The sequence below is a fragment of the Kiloniella majae genome (assembly GCF_002118315.1).
GTDB lineage: Bacteria > Pseudomonadota > Alphaproteobacteria > Kiloniellales > Kiloniellaceae > Kiloniella > Kiloniella majae.
The window spans coordinates 851912-865286 of sequence record NZ_MTSZ01000001.1 but is presented as its reverse complement, the minus strand read 5'-3'; the positions used below and the strand labels follow the sequence as shown (position 1 = coordinate 865286).

Genomic DNA, 13375 nt, shown 5'->3' with positions numbered 1-13375 from the left:
TGATCCCCTTTTATGATCAGCCCGATTTATCTGGATTATAATGCAACTGCACCGGTTCGCCCCGAAGCCATAGACGCCGTTATGGCAGCGATGAAACAAACGGGTAATCCATCCTCTATTCACGCCTATGGTCGGTCTGCACGTCGATTGGTCGAAGATGCCCGTGCCGAGATTGCAGCACTTATGGGGACAAAGCCTGCCCGGATCGTTTTTACGTCTGGTGGAACCGAAGCCAATAATCTGGCGTTACGAGGGGCGGAAAAATCCCGCGTTCTGATTTCTTCCATCGAACATGATTCAGTTTTGCAGGTGCATGAAGATGCCATCAGGGTTCCAGTGGATCAGCATGGTCGAATTGATTTGAATGCACTTGAAGAATTGTTAGCTGTTGATCCTGAAAACACGTTGGTTTCGGTGATGATGGCGAACAATGAAACGGGTGTTCTGCAACCCGTGAAAGAGATCGTATCTCTTGCGCATGAGAAGGGAGCTCTGGTTCATTGCGACGCTGTTCAGGCGGCAGGAAAGACAGACATTAATTGTGAAGATCTGAATATCGATTTTACGACGATATCTTCACACAAGATGGGGGGACCTCAAGGCGTTGGTGCTCTTATTCTTGGTAAGGGGCTAGAGGTAAAATCCCAACAACTTGGCGGTGGTCAGGAACGCCGTCGTCGGGGCGGTACAGAAAATGTACCGGGGATTTCTGGCTTCGGTGTCGCGGCTCAATTATCTCGTGAAGGTTTGGCGGAAATTCAGGAAAAATCATATTTACGCGATGCGATGGAACAAAAAATGCTGGCTGCTGCCCCGAGGGCACGTGTTTTTGGGGCTGAGGTGGCACGAGTGCCAAATACGACAACCATAACAATGCCCGGAGTACCATCTGACACACAGCTTATGGTGCTGGATCTGGAAGGGTATGCGGTTTCGTCCGGTTCTGCCTGTTCTTCAGGCAAGGTCCAGACATCTCATGTGCTTCAGGCTATGGGGGCGGATGAAAAAACGGCTGGCGAAGCGATCCGTATTTCTACGGGCTGGGCCAGCGCTGACACCGATCTGGAACAGTTTGCGGATGCCTGGATTGCGCTGTTTAAACGCAAAGGGGAGCGCTCCGATTAATAATACTCTCAATTGACAAGAAAAATGTCGCTGTATGTTTTATTCTGTTTATGCACGAAACCAATAGTTCGAGACCAATGCCACAGTTAAAAGCCAACCGATCAGAAAAGCCGATCTATCTCGATTATCAGGCCACAACCCCAACTGACCCCCGGGTTGTGAAGGACATGATGCCCTATTTCACCGAGAGCTTTGGCAATCCACATTCGGTCGATCATGCCTATGGCTGGGAAGCTGAAGAGGTTGTTGATAAAGCCAGAGAACAGATTGCAGATGCGATTGGGGCTGATCCGCGGGAAATTGTCTTTACGTCCGGTGCAACGGAATCAAATAATCTGGCTATTAAAGGCACGGCGCGTTTTATTCGGGATAATCCCAAAGGAACGCCACGTGATCAGGTTGTGACGGCAGTCACAGAGCATAAGTGTGTTCTGGAATCTGTTGCGCGTCTGGAGCGTGAGGGCTTTGATGTCGTGCGGCTACCTGTTGATGCTGGCGGTCTAATTGATCTGGACCAGTTGGAAGATACCGTCTCTGAAAAAACGGCCCTTGTTTCGTTGATGGCGGTAAATAACGAGATCGGTGTTATTCAGAACCTCACCCGGATTGGTGAAATCTGCAAAGAGGTTGGGGCTAAGTTCCATAGCGACGCGGCACAGGCAATTGGGAAAATCCCGCTAGATGTGAACCGGATGCAGATTGATCTGATGAGCATTTCCGGTCACAAAATTTATGGCCCAAAAGGTATCGGCGCACTTTATGTGCGCAGACGTCCGCGAGTACGCTTAGAGCCCTTGATGGATGGCGGTGGGCAAGAACGAGGTTTTCGTTCAGGGACGTTGGCAACGCCGCTTTGTGTCGGTCTGGGGGCTGCGGCTCAATATGCAAACGAAGCTTTGTTTACGGAATATGATCGCCTGTCTTCGTTGAGTACGCGGTTTAAAGATGCTCTTGAAGCCAAGGTAGATGGCTTGAGATTTAATGGTAATGAAGATCAACGTATACCCGGCAATCTTAATGTAACTTTCGAAGGCGTATCCGGGGCTGATGTTATGAAAGCAGCACCTAAATTGGCGCTGTCTATGGGGTCGGCTTGCACATCCGCTGATCTGGATCCATCTTATGTCTTGAAAGCATTGGGGCATAATGATGATCAGGCCTTGGCTTCGTTACGCATCGGCTTTGGCCGTTTCACGACAGAAGAAGAGGTAGATGAGGCGGCTGATATTCTGGCTTCTACCGTAAAAAAAGTGAGAGTTTTATCAAAGTAAGGCACTGCAAATATATATAGATGTCGTTTTCTTGAGAGTAATGCCGTCGCCAAAATGGGAAAAATCATAGAGGCTAGATGAAAACTGCTTCACATTTTATCCACAAGCAGCGTATATAGGCTGAAATATTCGGAAGGCGCCGCAATTGCCGTATTAAGGTGATGGCTCATCGGTCAAATAATTTTTGGTCGAGGTTATGTTAGGAGAATTGGCTGATGCCAAAAATGACTTTTGTCGAAAATGACGGAACTGAAAAAGAAGTGGATGCACCACTGGGGCTTTCCGTTCTCGAAATTGCTCAACGTAATGATATTGATATTGAAGGTGCTTGCGAAGGATCATTGGCATGTGCAACCTGTCATGTCGTCATTGACCCCAGTTGGTATGGCAAGCTGGAAGAAGTATCCGAAGACGAAGAAGATATGCTTGATCTTGCGTTTAATCTGACAGAGACATCGCGTTTGGGATGTCAGTTGATTATCAGTGAAGAGTTGGATGGCCTTAAGGTTAAGCTACCAGACGCACTCTAAGTAGGTATATCTATCTGGCGGTTTGGTCCTCAAACCGCTTTTTTCTTGTTTGAAACCTAACAATCGAAATCGCCAAACCATGTCTTTCTATGAAGATCTAAAAGCAGAGTGTCCTGACGATTGGACGTCATATGTTTATCACCCCTTTGTTCAGGGGATGGGCGAAGGCACTTTACCTGAAGATGCTTTTAGACATTACCTCATTCAGGATTATCTTTTTTTGATTAACTTTGGTCGCGCCTATGCACTGGCCGTTTTCAAGAGCGATAATCTGGATGATATGCGTCAGGCTGCGGCCACCATGAATGCGTTGCTGAATGATGAGATGCAGTTGCATATCAGTTATTGTGCAGAGTGGGGGATTGCAAAGGATGTTCTCGAGGCAGAGAAAGAGGCATCGGCGAACTTGGCGTATACTCGCTATGTGATGGAACGCGGGCTTTCCGGTGACATTCTGGATCTCTTGGTTGCTTTGGCCCCTTGTGTCATGGGCTATGCCGAGATTGGATCCCGTTTGGCCGAAGAACATATGGCAGATATGGAAAATAACCCCTATCGCCCCTGGATTGAAATGTATGCTTCTAGCGATTATCAGCAAGCTGCAGCAGGTGCCTATGGTCAGCTGGAACGAGTGGCGATGTCCCGACTAGGTGAGGATTATCAGAATTCAGGGCGTTGGAAAGATCTGTGCAATACCTTTGCAACAGCAACCAGACTGGAAGCGGGTTTCTGGGAAATGGGAATGACCGGATCTATGTAAAATCGTTTGTTTTGTTAGTTTACAGACGTATTCGTAAAGGCAGTGAAGGTTTTCCTCACTGCCTTTTTGATATCCGGATTTTCTTATTTTACCCAGATTCTTTTATTTTACGAAGCGTTCGACAGGTGAAAAATATCTGACCTAAATATTCCTGATGATTAATGGCGAATATAAATAAACCGTCAGGTTTCTGTAAGGAACGCGCCTTATATTTTGTACACGAAGAGTTTTGTGCATTTAGCATGGGTTCTTTTTTTTATGGAACTGACGAAAATTGATGCAGCTCAGATCTTTAGGGGCGCTGTCGTGGCAGCTTCAATTGGAGGCAAAAAAGTTTTGGTGTGTGAATGCAGGAATTGAATTTAGATCTTTTTACGATGATCAACGCAACATCAGACACGGCGCTGTGGTTGATTGACTGGGGACGGTTTTTGTCGTGGTGGCCACAGCTTATTGCTGTTTCAGGGCTGTTAATCCTGATCCTTCGTAAAAACGATGATATCCTTGGCGGGGTTTTACCTGTTCTTGCGACAGTTGGGGTGGCGATCTGTTTAAATCATTTGGTTGTATGGATTTACCCGTTGGTTACACCCAATGATATTAATGTTGGATATTCCTGGATGAGAGGCGCTTCTTTAGGGCAATGGATGGGGGCTTATCCAATCTTTTTATCCACGCTTACACTTGGGTGTATAATATGGTTTAGAAACTACGTGGTCTGTAGCTGTCTTTTGGGCTTTAGTGCGGCAAATGTTTGGGGTGTTATTTTGGTTGGAAATTATTTTCCATCTCAGATTTTACTGGGAATGGTTATCGGTGCAGCTAGCGCTCTTGTCGTTGTTCTGTTTGTTCTCGGCCAGAAAAAACTACGGTACTATTCCACATCCAGCCAGAAAAATTTAAGTATAATGTCTTGATACAAGTTTTGTAATTTTCCTGATTTCTAACAGGTTAAGGGCCAAAGAACATGAAAGGTCAAAGAACATGAAAGGCTAGGAATGTGCAAAGATTATTACCGCCTTTTTTCTTTTTGATCTGTATCGTGTTAATGGGTCTATTGAGTACTTATTATCCGGTCATCCGTTTCTTGCAGTATCCATGGACACTGATAGGGCTTTTGGATCTTATCGGAGGTTTGAGTATAACTGTGATTGCTGGCGCTCAGTTTATGCGTGCGAAGACCAATTTGAAAACGTTTAACAAGCCAGATCAGTTTGTTACATCCGGGCTTTTTAAATTTAGCCGTAATCCGATGTATTTGGGGTTTGCAATTTCAACCTTTGGTATTGCGCTCTATTTGGGGGCTTTGTCACCTTTCCTGATCTGCGTTTTGTTTATTGTTGTTGCTGACCGTTGGTATATCGCCCATGAAGAGGCAGTGATGGCTGAGACTTTTGGCGAGGCCTACATGGACTACAAAGCAAAAGTTCGTCGGTGGGTATAAGGGCGATGGATTTAACAAAGGGCCTCTTTAACGAAGAAGCCCAAGATTTCCGGTAAATTTGTTCACCAGTTTTTTTGTGCCGTATAGTGCTATACCACAGTAACCGAGTTGCTCCACGGGTGTCGTAAGCATCTTTTCAGAATACTGGACATAGGTCTGGGTTGTTCGCGTTGCGGTAATCAGGTCAACAACGGTTAACTCTTGTTCATAAGGGCGCATCTGCTCTCGGAGTTTATGTAACAAGGCAGCCGTCCCTTTTAATATGGGGACGGGTAAAATTGTAATTCCCTGATGTGGGTTTCCATTATTATCAACGATATCCTGCCCGATTATTTCCGGATGTTGTTTTCCGATTGAGAGTGACAAGACAGATGCAGTATTGGCTATGAAGCCAATAGGCATTTCCTGATCGACAACAATCGCACACTTGTGTGTTGCCGGGAGATCTATCGCCCCCGCAATAGATGTTGTCCTTGATGTATGAGGAGTACTGGATCCTTTTGTCCCCGTCTGTTTAATTCCGGTTTCTTTGGCTAAAGTGTCACTGGAGGCCGTTAGGTTGTCTCCTGTTGCCTTCTCCATGCGTATTTACCTCTTGTAACTCATTGCAGGCTGAACAGTTTGAACAACAGTAGCTTTTTCATTTTTATTTGATAATGTGGGTTAATTAAGTTTCACTGTTTGAAAATATTATCTAATGATTGATGACTTGCGTGCTATGGCAGTCTTCGCCAAGACTGTCGAAACTGGATCTTTTCGGGCTGCATCCCGTGAGTTGGGATTATCACCTTCTGTGATCAGTCATCATGTTTCGCAACTGGAAGACAAGCTGGGTGTTGCCTTGTTATATCGCTCAACCCGTCGCCTGTCGTTAACCAGTGATGGAGAAAAGCTTTTTGGCTATGCAAAAGAAATGCTCGCATTGGCGGAAAACGGCTTTGATGCGATTGCTCAAAGAGCAACTGTACCTGCGGGAAAGCTGAATGTTACCCTTCCTGCCGGATTTATTCACGGACCAATGGTGGATGATCTGGCCAGCTTTGCGCAGGCTTTCCCCAGAATAAACCTTTCTGTTAATTTTAGTGATCATCAACAGGATATCATTCGTGATAGCATTGATCTGGCTATTCGTGTGGGCACGGTACAGGACAGTTCCCTGAAATCAAAAAAGTTGACTGACCTCAAACGCAAGCTTGTTGTCGCGCCGGATTATTACAGAAAACACCCGGAACCGCGTAAAGTTCAAGATCTGGAGAGTTGGGATTTTATTGGTCTTAAGATGAGACCAAATGATAAACTGCTAACAAATAAATCGGGAAAGTCTGTGCGTTTAACGTATGACCCGCAAATTGTTCTGGATAGCATTCATGCTGTTGTACAGTTGGCCCGGGCAGGAGCAGGCGTAATTACACCGCCTGATTTTCTGGTTGCGGATGATATTCGGCAAGGACGTATGCTTGAACTCTTTCCCGAGTGGACAGTTGAAAGTTTACCTGTTTATGCCATTTGGCCGCCGAATGCACCCCGTGAAGGGCTGACACATCGTTTTATTGACTATCTTGAAGCATGTGAAAAGAAACGAAGATCATTAGGAAAATAACTTTTGTCTGATTTTGAGTATAGAAGCTGAGACGACAAAAGCATGGTGTTGTTAAGGAAATCATTAATGTTCTTTGTTAACCTTTTGACCGTGTGGGGTTGGTGTAAAGGTTTCTCTTATAGGAGAACATAATTGGCATCACAGCGTTTAATTAATAAATTCAAGCGCTTTCAGCTTTTTTGTCTAAGTCTGTTTTTTCTCTCTTCACAAGCCGAGAGTAAAGAAGTCACTATCGGCATGGGTAATTTTGAACCTTATTATATTGCTGCGGATGAAACAGGTATTTTCACTGATATTATTACAGCGGTTTTTCAGGAAATCCCTGATCACGAGCCTGTTTTTGTCTTTGGGCGTCCAAATAACAGGCTCTGGCAGGATTTTAGTCGTCGAAAGGTTGATGCTGTTTCCAATCTTTTTGATAGCGTTGAGGTCCAGGGATGTAGGACTGATCCTGTGTTCAGATTTCGGGATGTTGCAATAACTCGGGCAGAAAGAAACCTTTCTCTTGAGAAGATTAAAGACCTGAAGGGGTTCAATATTATTGCCTTTCAAGGGGCTAAGGAGTTTTTTGGTCCAGAGTTTTCCGCCGTGGTAGATGATAGTATTTTTGCTGTTGCCTCAGAGCCGGGCGTGCAGGCTCAAGCGCTATGGGATGGGCGCGTTGACGTCAGTGTAGGGGATCTTTTTATTTTTTTGCAGAGTTTGAAAAAAATAAGTGGGGATGATGCATCTGCCAATATGTTCACGGTCCACGATATACTTCCGGTAGTTTATAGCCGAATGGGCTTTTGGGATGACCAACTTTGTATGAAATTTAACCGGGCACTGCAAAAGATAAAAGATAGCGGTGAATACGAGAAAATATATGATCGCTATTTACGCCTTTATGGCGTGACGTCCAGCCCAAGTGGTTGATTGGCACGAAACCAGGCTATAGGGGGAGGTGAAGCCATGAGGTCATTAAAGAAAGGTCAAACCAGTATCTTACAAATCCAGTCTGGTGTCATGGGAGGAGTCAGTCTGATTGAGAGTGCCTTCAGTATTGGACGTAATGCCTTGAGCGAAGTTATCTCGTTCTATCGTGACGGCACAGATAGGTTGGCTGCTTAAAAGGGCCTTGCAAAAATGCATAAGGACTTCTGAAATTTTTGCAACAGAGCCTAGAATAGTGATATTACCTCACAGCAATATTTACTTAATCCATTTTCCATTTCACTACCCTTTTTCGAGGTCAAAGACATGTCGCACTCTTTTTACTATTCCCCCCAGGGCGGGTTGGCCCCACAGACTCAAATTTTGACTGACCGCGCCATGTTTACAGAGGCCTATGCCGTGATCCCCAAGGGGACCATGAGCGATATCGTCACCAGCTTCCTGCCCCATTGGGACAAAACCCGGCTCTGGGTGCTTTCACGGCCGCTGTCCGGTTTTGCCGAGACCTTTTGTCAATACATTATGGAGGTCCAGCCCGGCGGTGGTAGTACCAAGCCCGAGCCTAATGCCCAGGCGCAAGGGGTGATTTTTGTGGTCGAGGGCGGCCTAGGCCTGACCATCGAAGGAACAGCTCACGACTTGACCGAGGGCGGTTATGCTTACTTGCCTGCGGGCTGTAACTGGAGCCTAGTCAACAATACGAATGCCCAAGTGAAGTTCCACTGGGTGCGCAAGGCCTATGAAGCCGTTGAAGGGATGGACAAGCCCGACGCCTTTGTCACCAATGAAAAAGATATCGCCCCCACCGCCATGCCCGATACCGATGGCAAATGGGCGACAACTCGCTTTGTCGAACCGGACGATCTGCGCCACGACATGCACGTCAATATCGTTACCTTCCAGCCCGGCGGCGTGATCCCCTTTGCCGAAACCCATGTCATGGAACACGGACTCTATGTGCTCGAAGGCAAAGCGGTCTATCGTCTCAATCAGGATTGGGTCGAGGTCGAAGCCGGCGATTACATGTGGCTGCGCGCCTTCTGCCCGCAAGCCTGCTACGCCGGCGGTCCCGGTCCCTTCCGCTACTTGCTCTATAAAGACGTAAACCGCCACATGAAACTGGGCTAAGGGTATTGCCGCTGCATCAAAAAGCAGGAAACGATGACGTTAGAATTTGAAGAACAAGTGCCGAGTCCCCAAGAATACTGTGATCTGCGGGTGACAGCAGGGTTGTCACCGAAATCTTTGGACGCTGCCAAAATTGGACTCCCAAATTCTCTTTATGGTGTATCCGTCAGAGATGGCGAAAAGCTTATAGCGATGGGCCGTGTTATTGGTGATGGAGCATGTAACTTCGAAATCGTAGATGTTGCTGTAAATCCCAATTATCAAGGGCAAGGCTTGGGACGAAAAGTGATGGAACATATAGATAATTATTTGTCTTCGATGGCTCTTGTTGGTTCATATGTTTCAATGATTGCTGATGAACCTGTTTTTTATGAAAAACTGGGTTACAAGCTTGTAACCCCAGCTAGTCACGGTATGACGAAAAAATTTAAGCCCATACAAAAAACTTGAGAGATTTCCCTGCCTAGACTGGCTTTCCTGTTTGAATCAGGTGAAATATTCATATCAAACGCCTGCGGAAATTTCGGCAAGCCAGTTCCTAACGAGATGAATGTGGTTTGTCAGTGACAGATTTCGGGGATAAATTAGTCCATACTGGCTACCGTCTTCCTGGAAACCCAAAGGGGCGACCAACCGTCCTTTTTCAAGATCGTCGATGGCTAGAACATAAGGGCAAAGTGCAACGCCTAGACCATTGGCCGCGGCTTCTACCATCAAAAAATGATGGTCCAGGGACCGGATCTCTCTTGGTTTGGGCGTGCTTTTCTGTTGCGAAGACCACTCTTTCCAAGCATCAGGACGGGTTCTGGATGACAGACCGATGTAATTATGATTGTCAAAATGGACGCGCATCCCGGGCTTCATTACCGGGCCTATTTTTTCTTGCATAAGCATTTCGACTTTCCAATCCGGACTTAGCGGAAAATCCAGTCGGCGTATTGCCAGGGTTATTTTGTCACGCCTGAAATCTAATGTGCCTCCGCCCACGGACAGATGAAGTTCTACGTCCGGGTGGCGGTCTTGAAATTCGCTTAACCTTGGGATGAGCCACCGCATGGCAACAGATCGTTCGCACGAGAGAACGATGGGGGTATTATTTTTATCCTGCTTGATTGTTGCGACGGCTTCGGACAATTCATCCAAAGCATTACGGGCGGCTTTGCTGAGAATTTCGCCATCACGCGTTATCCGAATACCGCGTCCGTCGGGCTCGGATAGGAGTACCCCAATTTCCTGGGATAGCTTTGTTATGCGTCTGCTGACAGCACCATGGGTGAGGGCCAATTCTTTTGATGCGGCCTTGACGGAGCCCAGTCGCGCCACGGCCTCAAAGGCTCGGATATCATCTAGAGAGGGAACTTCTGATCTTTTCATTTGTGATTATATATCACGAATAATGGTTAGTTAATATAGATATTCATAGTTTATATGTTTGTTATTATCACGATATGAAAAACATAAACTTAAAATGCCCAACAATCTTTGTCGTTGCAGATGATCTTACCTCAGCCGCTGATGGAGCCGCCCCTTTTCTTGGCAGAGGGCTCGATATCACAGTACGAAGATGGGACTTAGATATATCAGTGAAATTATCCGCAGATGTTATGTCGATTGATTGCGGTAGCCGATCCATGAATGAAAAGGAAGCAACTTTTGTGGTTGGTCAGGCCGTGAAGAGAGCGCCTGATTCTGCTATTTTATTAAAGACAATAGACTCAACTTTGCGAGGGAACATTAAAGCAGAACTGAAAGCTGCTTTTGATGTTTCCGGACGCAAAAGGATTGTCATTGCGCCCGCATTTCCCATGGCTGGACGAACAACGCAAAAAGATGTTCAACTGATTGATGGTATTCCTGTGTCCGAGACTTCCTATGCCAATGATCCGGTTCATCCAGCACGTACGTCCAGAATTTCTGATTTGATCCCTGATGGCATTGAGACCGTGAATATCCTGAATGCAAAAACGCAGATGGAATTGAATGAGCAGGTGGCGGCTTTTGATCATCCAGAAGAAATATTGTGGGCTGGATCCCCGGGCGTAGCGATTGCGTTGGCGACTGCATTATTTGGTGAGAAGGTTAGCAAGCCCCCAATACCGTATGTCGGAAGCTCTCTCGTCGTTGTTGGTAGCGCAAACTCCGTTAGTCGTGCACAGGCACAGCGGACACAGGATAAAGCCTATATCACCTGCCTTATGGTGCCGGAAAAGAGAGTTAAGGATGCCAATACCATTCTCTCTGCACTGACATCTCATGCAGCTGACCTTGCACAAAGTGGTCAGTACGGGGCGGTAATTGCTACAGGTGGCGATACAATGGATGCGCTTTTAAAAGTGCTGGATATAGATGAGTTTTCTCTGGTCAGTGAATTTGAACCCGGTTTTCCCTTGGGTATTGCTCAGCTTCCGAATGGAAATAGTATCATTATCGCGATGAAGGCAGGTGGCTTTGGTATAGAAGAAACATTACTGCGGGCTGCAGAGCGACTTCAGTTATCAAGTGTTGAACTATCGAAAGTGATCTGATGAGTAATGCTTTAAAACCCTTGGCGATCACAATGGGTGATCCATCCGGTATCGGCCCTGAGATCATTGTCGAAAGTTTGTGCAAACAGCTTTATGGTGCAAAAAACATCGTGTTCGGATGCCCGAAGGTGATCGAACGCGCAGTGAACCAGTCAAAGCGTAATCTTGCCGTTCGGGTTTTAGATCGGATCGATGACGCCAATTTTTCTCCCGACGTTATTGAGGTCATACCAACCAGTTTCTTTACTTCTCTGCCGTCCTTTGGAACTGTGGATGCCGGGTGTGGTAAAGCGGCTTATGATGCTATTGTTCAAAGTATCAAGCATGCTGTTGATGGAAAGGTCAGTGGTATTGTAACCGCCCCCATACACAAAGAAGCTCTTTCCGCAGCAGGTGTTCCATATCCCGGACACACTGAAATACTGGCTGACCTTGGAGGGGCTGAGCGTGTCGCAATGTTACTCGGGAATGATGAAATTCGCACTGTTCTGGTTACGGTACATTGTTCGTTATTTGAGGCCATTCAACGTGCAGACTATGATGCACAAATGGCGGCTATTCGTTTGGCGCACGAAGGGGCAAGGGCACTTGGGATCTCTCAGCCAAGGATAGCTGTCGCAGGATTAAATCCGCACGCCGGGGAGGGGGGGCTATTTGGTCGCGAAGAAATTGAAATTATCTCTCCGGCGATTAAGGCTGCGCAGAAAGAAGGAATTGATGTTTCTGGTCCATGGCCCGGTGATACGGTGTTTATGCAGGCACGTAAGGGACAGTTCGACATCGTCGTCGCTCAATATCATGATCAGGGGTTAATTCCTGTCAAATATATGGGACTTGAAAAGGGGGTTAATATAACTCTTGGCTTGCCCTTTGTTCGAACAAGTCCAGACCATGGGACTGCATTTGATATTGCCGGTCAGGGTATTGCTGATTCAGCAAGTTTTAAAACCGCGATCAGGTATGCAAATCAACTGCTGAAATCTAAAATGAAGGATGTCGCGTAATGGGATTACGATTTATTTTTATGCTTACACGTAACGATAAAACGGTTGATGATGCAGAGGAACACTTGGAAACGGCCCTTGCCGCGGGTGTTCATCATATTGGTTTTAAAGATGTCGGGCTTCCTTTTGCTCGTTTGAAAAGCTTGAACCAATCCATAAAGGAAGACGGTGCTACGAGCTATCTGGAAGTCGTGTCTTTGGATAAGGAAAGCGAGATTTCTTCTGCAAAAGCTGCTGTAGAGATTGGCGTGGACATCTTGCTTGGCGGTACCAATGTTGATGCAGTCTTACCGATAATTAAAGGCTCAGGTATTCAGTATTATCCTTTCCCTGGAAAAATTGAGGGTCATCCGAGTGTTCTTGCAGGATCGATTGATGAAATCGCAGACAGTGCAAAGGATCTGGCATCGCGTGAAGGTGTTGATGGATTAGATCTTTTGGCCTATCGGTCACAGGAAAATGTTGGGAAGTTGATGGCTGCGGTCTGTGCGGCTACGAATAAGCCTGTAATCATGGCAGGATCTATTGATACCAAAGCACGTATAGCCGATGTTAAAAACTCGGGGGCTGGCGGCTTTACAATCGGCACAGCTGCGCTGGATGGCATCTACCCCGCACAGGGAAATGATCTGGATGCGCAACTTCGGTCTATTTTAAAAGACGTTGCCGATGTGAACGATCACGTTTCCAGGATTTCAACAAAAAACCTTGATGAGTCTTTTGGTAAGTTTACCGAAACCTGGAGCCCGCGTATTGCTGGACAGGTTAATAATATGATGGTGAAGTTGGCAAAGTTCGAAGGTGAATTTGTGTGGCATCACCATGCCGTTGAAGATGAACTGTTTTTTGTTCACAAAGGCTGCTTGATGATAAAGTTCCGTGATAGGGATGAAATGGTGAATGAAGGGGAGTTTATTATTGTGCCTCACGGTGTTGAACACTGTCCCGTTGCCATATCTGATATCTGTGAAGTTTTGCTTCTGGAGCCCGCGACGACCGTTAATACAGGCAATACGCAGGATGAACGACGAGTTACGGATTTGGTCCAAGTATAG

Annotated in this window: 16 protein-coding genes; 14 read left to right on the top strand and 2 right to left on the bottom strand. The window is 46.3% G+C overall.

All coding sequences use genetic code 11. From position 1 onward, the window contains the following. Positions 1–12: 12 nt before the first annotated feature. The 6 genes from BKB51_RS04175 to BKB51_RS04150 all read left to right on the top strand — a co-directional run bounded on the left by BKB51_RS04175 (position 13) and on the right by BKB51_RS04150 (position 5130). A complete protein-coding gene (locus BKB51_RS04175) occupies positions 13–1125 on the top strand; it encodes a cysteine desulfurase family protein (protein WP_085899819.1) in 1113 nt (370 codons plus the stop codon). Between the two features lie 77 nt (positions 1126–1202). After that, the gene (locus tag BKB51_RS04170; protein ID WP_198946622.1) at positions 1203–2396 is read left to right on the top strand and encodes an aminotransferase class V-fold PLP-dependent enzyme; all 1194 of its coding nucleotides are present in this window, start codon (positions 1203–1205) and stop codon (positions 2394–2396) included. Positions 2397–2611: 215 nt separating this feature from the next. Continuing rightward, on the top strand, positions 2612–2926 hold the full coding sequence (locus tag BKB51_RS04165) for a ferredoxin family 2Fe-2S iron-sulfur cluster binding protein (RefSeq protein WP_085899817.1): 315 nt from the start codon (positions 2612–2614) through the stop codon (positions 2924–2926). A gap of 79 nt (positions 2927–3005) precedes the next feature. After that, entirely contained in the window at positions 3006–3686 is a 681-nt protein-coding gene (gene tenA / locus BKB51_RS04160) for a thiaminase II (protein ID WP_085899816.1), read from the top strand. 347 nt (positions 3687–4033) lie between these two features. Further along, positions 4034–4603 carry a phosphatase PAP2 family protein gene (locus BKB51_RS04155; protein ID WP_085899815.1) on the top strand — a complete coding sequence of 190 codons (570 nt, stop codon included), beginning with the start codon at positions 4034–4036 and terminating at the stop codon, positions 4601–4603. A 131-nt stretch (positions 4604–4734) separates the two neighbouring features. Further along, positions 4735–5130, top strand: coding sequence for a methyltransferase family protein (locus BKB51_RS04150; protein WP_085900211.1), 396 nt, complete (start codon positions 4735–4737; stop codon positions 5128–5130). A gap of 27 nt (positions 5131–5157) precedes the next feature. On the opposite strand, the gene BKB51_RS04145 is transcribed toward BKB51_RS04150, so the two are convergent. Further along, positions 5158–5712 carry a DUF2000 domain-containing protein gene (locus BKB51_RS04145; protein WP_085899814.1) on the bottom strand — a complete coding sequence of 185 codons (555 nt, stop codon included), beginning with the start codon at positions 5710–5712 and terminating at the stop codon, positions 5158–5160. A gap of 115 nt (positions 5713–5827) precedes the next feature. Between BKB51_RS04145 and BKB51_RS04140 the strand changes: the two genes are divergently transcribed. From BKB51_RS04140 to BKB51_RS04125, 5 genes are all read left to right on the top strand, one after another. Beyond that, entirely contained in the window at positions 5828–6730 is a 903-nt protein-coding gene (locus BKB51_RS04140) for a LysR family transcriptional regulator (RefSeq protein ID WP_085899813.1), read from the top strand. 132 nt (positions 6731–6862) lie between these two features. Then, positions 6863–7645, top strand: a complete 783-nt coding sequence (locus BKB51_RS04135; RefSeq protein ID WP_218043945.1) for a substrate-binding periplasmic protein — start codon at positions 6863–6865, stop codon at positions 7643–7645. Between the two features lie 36 nt (positions 7646–7681). Beyond that, positions 7682–7840, top strand: a complete 159-nt coding sequence (locus tag BKB51_RS20725) for a hypothetical protein (protein WP_158090144.1) — start codon at positions 7682–7684, stop codon at positions 7838–7840. A gap of 129 nt (positions 7841–7969) precedes the next feature. Beyond that, the gene (locus BKB51_RS04130) at positions 7970–8791 is read left to right on the top strand and encodes a bifunctional allantoicase/(S)-ureidoglycine aminohydrolase (protein ID WP_085899812.1); all 822 of its coding nucleotides are present in this window, start codon (positions 7970–7972) and stop codon (positions 8789–8791) included. Positions 8792–8824: 33 nt separating this feature from the next. After that, positions 8825–9241, top strand: a complete 417-nt coding sequence (locus BKB51_RS04125) for a GNAT family N-acetyltransferase (RefSeq protein ID WP_085899811.1) — start codon at positions 8825–8827, stop codon at positions 9239–9241. A gap of 54 nt (positions 9242–9295) precedes the next feature. Here the strand turns inward: BKB51_RS04125 and BKB51_RS04120 are convergent, their stop codons facing one another. Next, positions 9296–10165 (bottom strand): LysR family transcriptional regulator, encoded by an 870-nt coding sequence (locus tag BKB51_RS04120; protein ID WP_085899810.1) that lies wholly within the window; start codon positions 10163–10165, stop codon positions 9296–9298. A gap of 74 nt (positions 10166–10239) precedes the next feature. Here BKB51_RS04120 and BKB51_RS04115 point away from each other — a divergent pair, with 74 nt between their 5' ends. From BKB51_RS04115 to BKB51_RS04105, 3 genes are read left to right on the top strand one after another with little or no spacing between them, the layout of a single operon-like run. Next, entirely contained in the window at positions 10240–11316 is a 1077-nt protein-coding gene (locus tag BKB51_RS04115) for a four-carbon acid sugar kinase family protein (protein ID WP_085899809.1), read from the top strand. Beyond that, entirely contained in the window at positions 11316–12320 is a 1005-nt protein-coding gene (gene pdxA / locus BKB51_RS04110) for a 4-hydroxythreonine-4-phosphate dehydrogenase PdxA (protein ID WP_085899808.1), read from the top strand. The genes BKB51_RS04115 and pdxA overlap by 1 nt, the downstream gene beginning before the upstream one ends. Next, positions 12320–13375: a cupin domain-containing protein gene (locus BKB51_RS04105; RefSeq protein WP_085899807.1), complete on the top strand. Its 1056-nt coding sequence runs from the start codon at positions 12320–12322 to the stop codon at positions 13373–13375. Before pdxA ends, BKB51_RS04105 begins: the two co-directional genes overlap by 1 nt.

Bases quoted from the DNA above. Each gene is read 5' to 3' on its own strand.
- BKB51_RS04175 (WP_085899819.1), top strand. From the start codon at position 13: ATGATCAGCCCGATTTATCTGGATTATAATGCAACTGCACCGGTTCGC.
- BKB51_RS04170 (WP_198946622.1), top strand. From the start codon at position 1,203: ATGCCACAGTTAAAAGCCAACCGATCAGAAAAGCCGATCTATCTCGAT.
- BKB51_RS04165 (WP_085899817.1), top strand. From the start codon at position 2,612: ATGCCAAAAATGACTTTTGTCGAAAATGACGGAACTGAAAAAGAAGTG.
- tenA (WP_085899816.1), top strand. From the start codon at position 3,006: ATGTCTTTCTATGAAGATCTAAAAGCAGAGTGTCCTGACGATTGGACG.
- BKB51_RS04155 (WP_085899815.1), top strand. From the start codon at position 4,034: ATGCAGGAATTGAATTTAGATCTTTTTACGATGATCAACGCAACATCA.
- BKB51_RS04150 (WP_085900211.1), top strand. From the start codon at position 4,735: ATGGGTCTATTGAGTACTTATTATCCGGTCATCCGTTTCTTGCAGTAT.
- BKB51_RS04145 (WP_085899814.1), bottom strand. From the start codon at position 5,712: ATGGAGAAGGCAACAGGAGACAACCTAACGGCCTCCAGTGACACTTTA.
- BKB51_RS04140 (WP_085899813.1), top strand. From the start codon at position 5,828: ATGATTGATGACTTGCGTGCTATGGCAGTCTTCGCCAAGACTGTCGAA.
- BKB51_RS20725 (WP_158090144.1), top strand. From the start codon at position 7,682: ATGAGGTCATTAAAGAAAGGTCAAACCAGTATCTTACAAATCCAGTCT.
- BKB51_RS04130 (WP_085899812.1), top strand. From the start codon at position 7,970: ATGTCGCACTCTTTTTACTATTCCCCCCAGGGCGGGTTGGCCCCACAG.
- BKB51_RS04125 (WP_085899811.1), top strand. From the start codon at position 8,825: ATGACGTTAGAATTTGAAGAACAAGTGCCGAGTCCCCAAGAATACTGT.
- BKB51_RS04120 (WP_085899810.1), bottom strand. From the start codon at position 10,165: ATGAAAAGATCAGAAGTTCCCTCTCTAGATGATATCCGAGCCTTTGAG.
- BKB51_RS04115 (WP_085899809.1), top strand. From the start codon at position 10,240: ATGAAAAACATAAACTTAAAATGCCCAACAATCTTTGTCGTTGCAGAT.
- pdxA (WP_085899808.1), top strand. From the start codon at position 11,316: ATGAGTAATGCTTTAAAACCCTTGGCGATCACAATGGGTGATCCATCC.
- BKB51_RS04105 (WP_085899807.1), top strand. From the start codon at position 12,320: ATGGGATTACGATTTATTTTTATGCTTACACGTAACGATAAAACGGTT.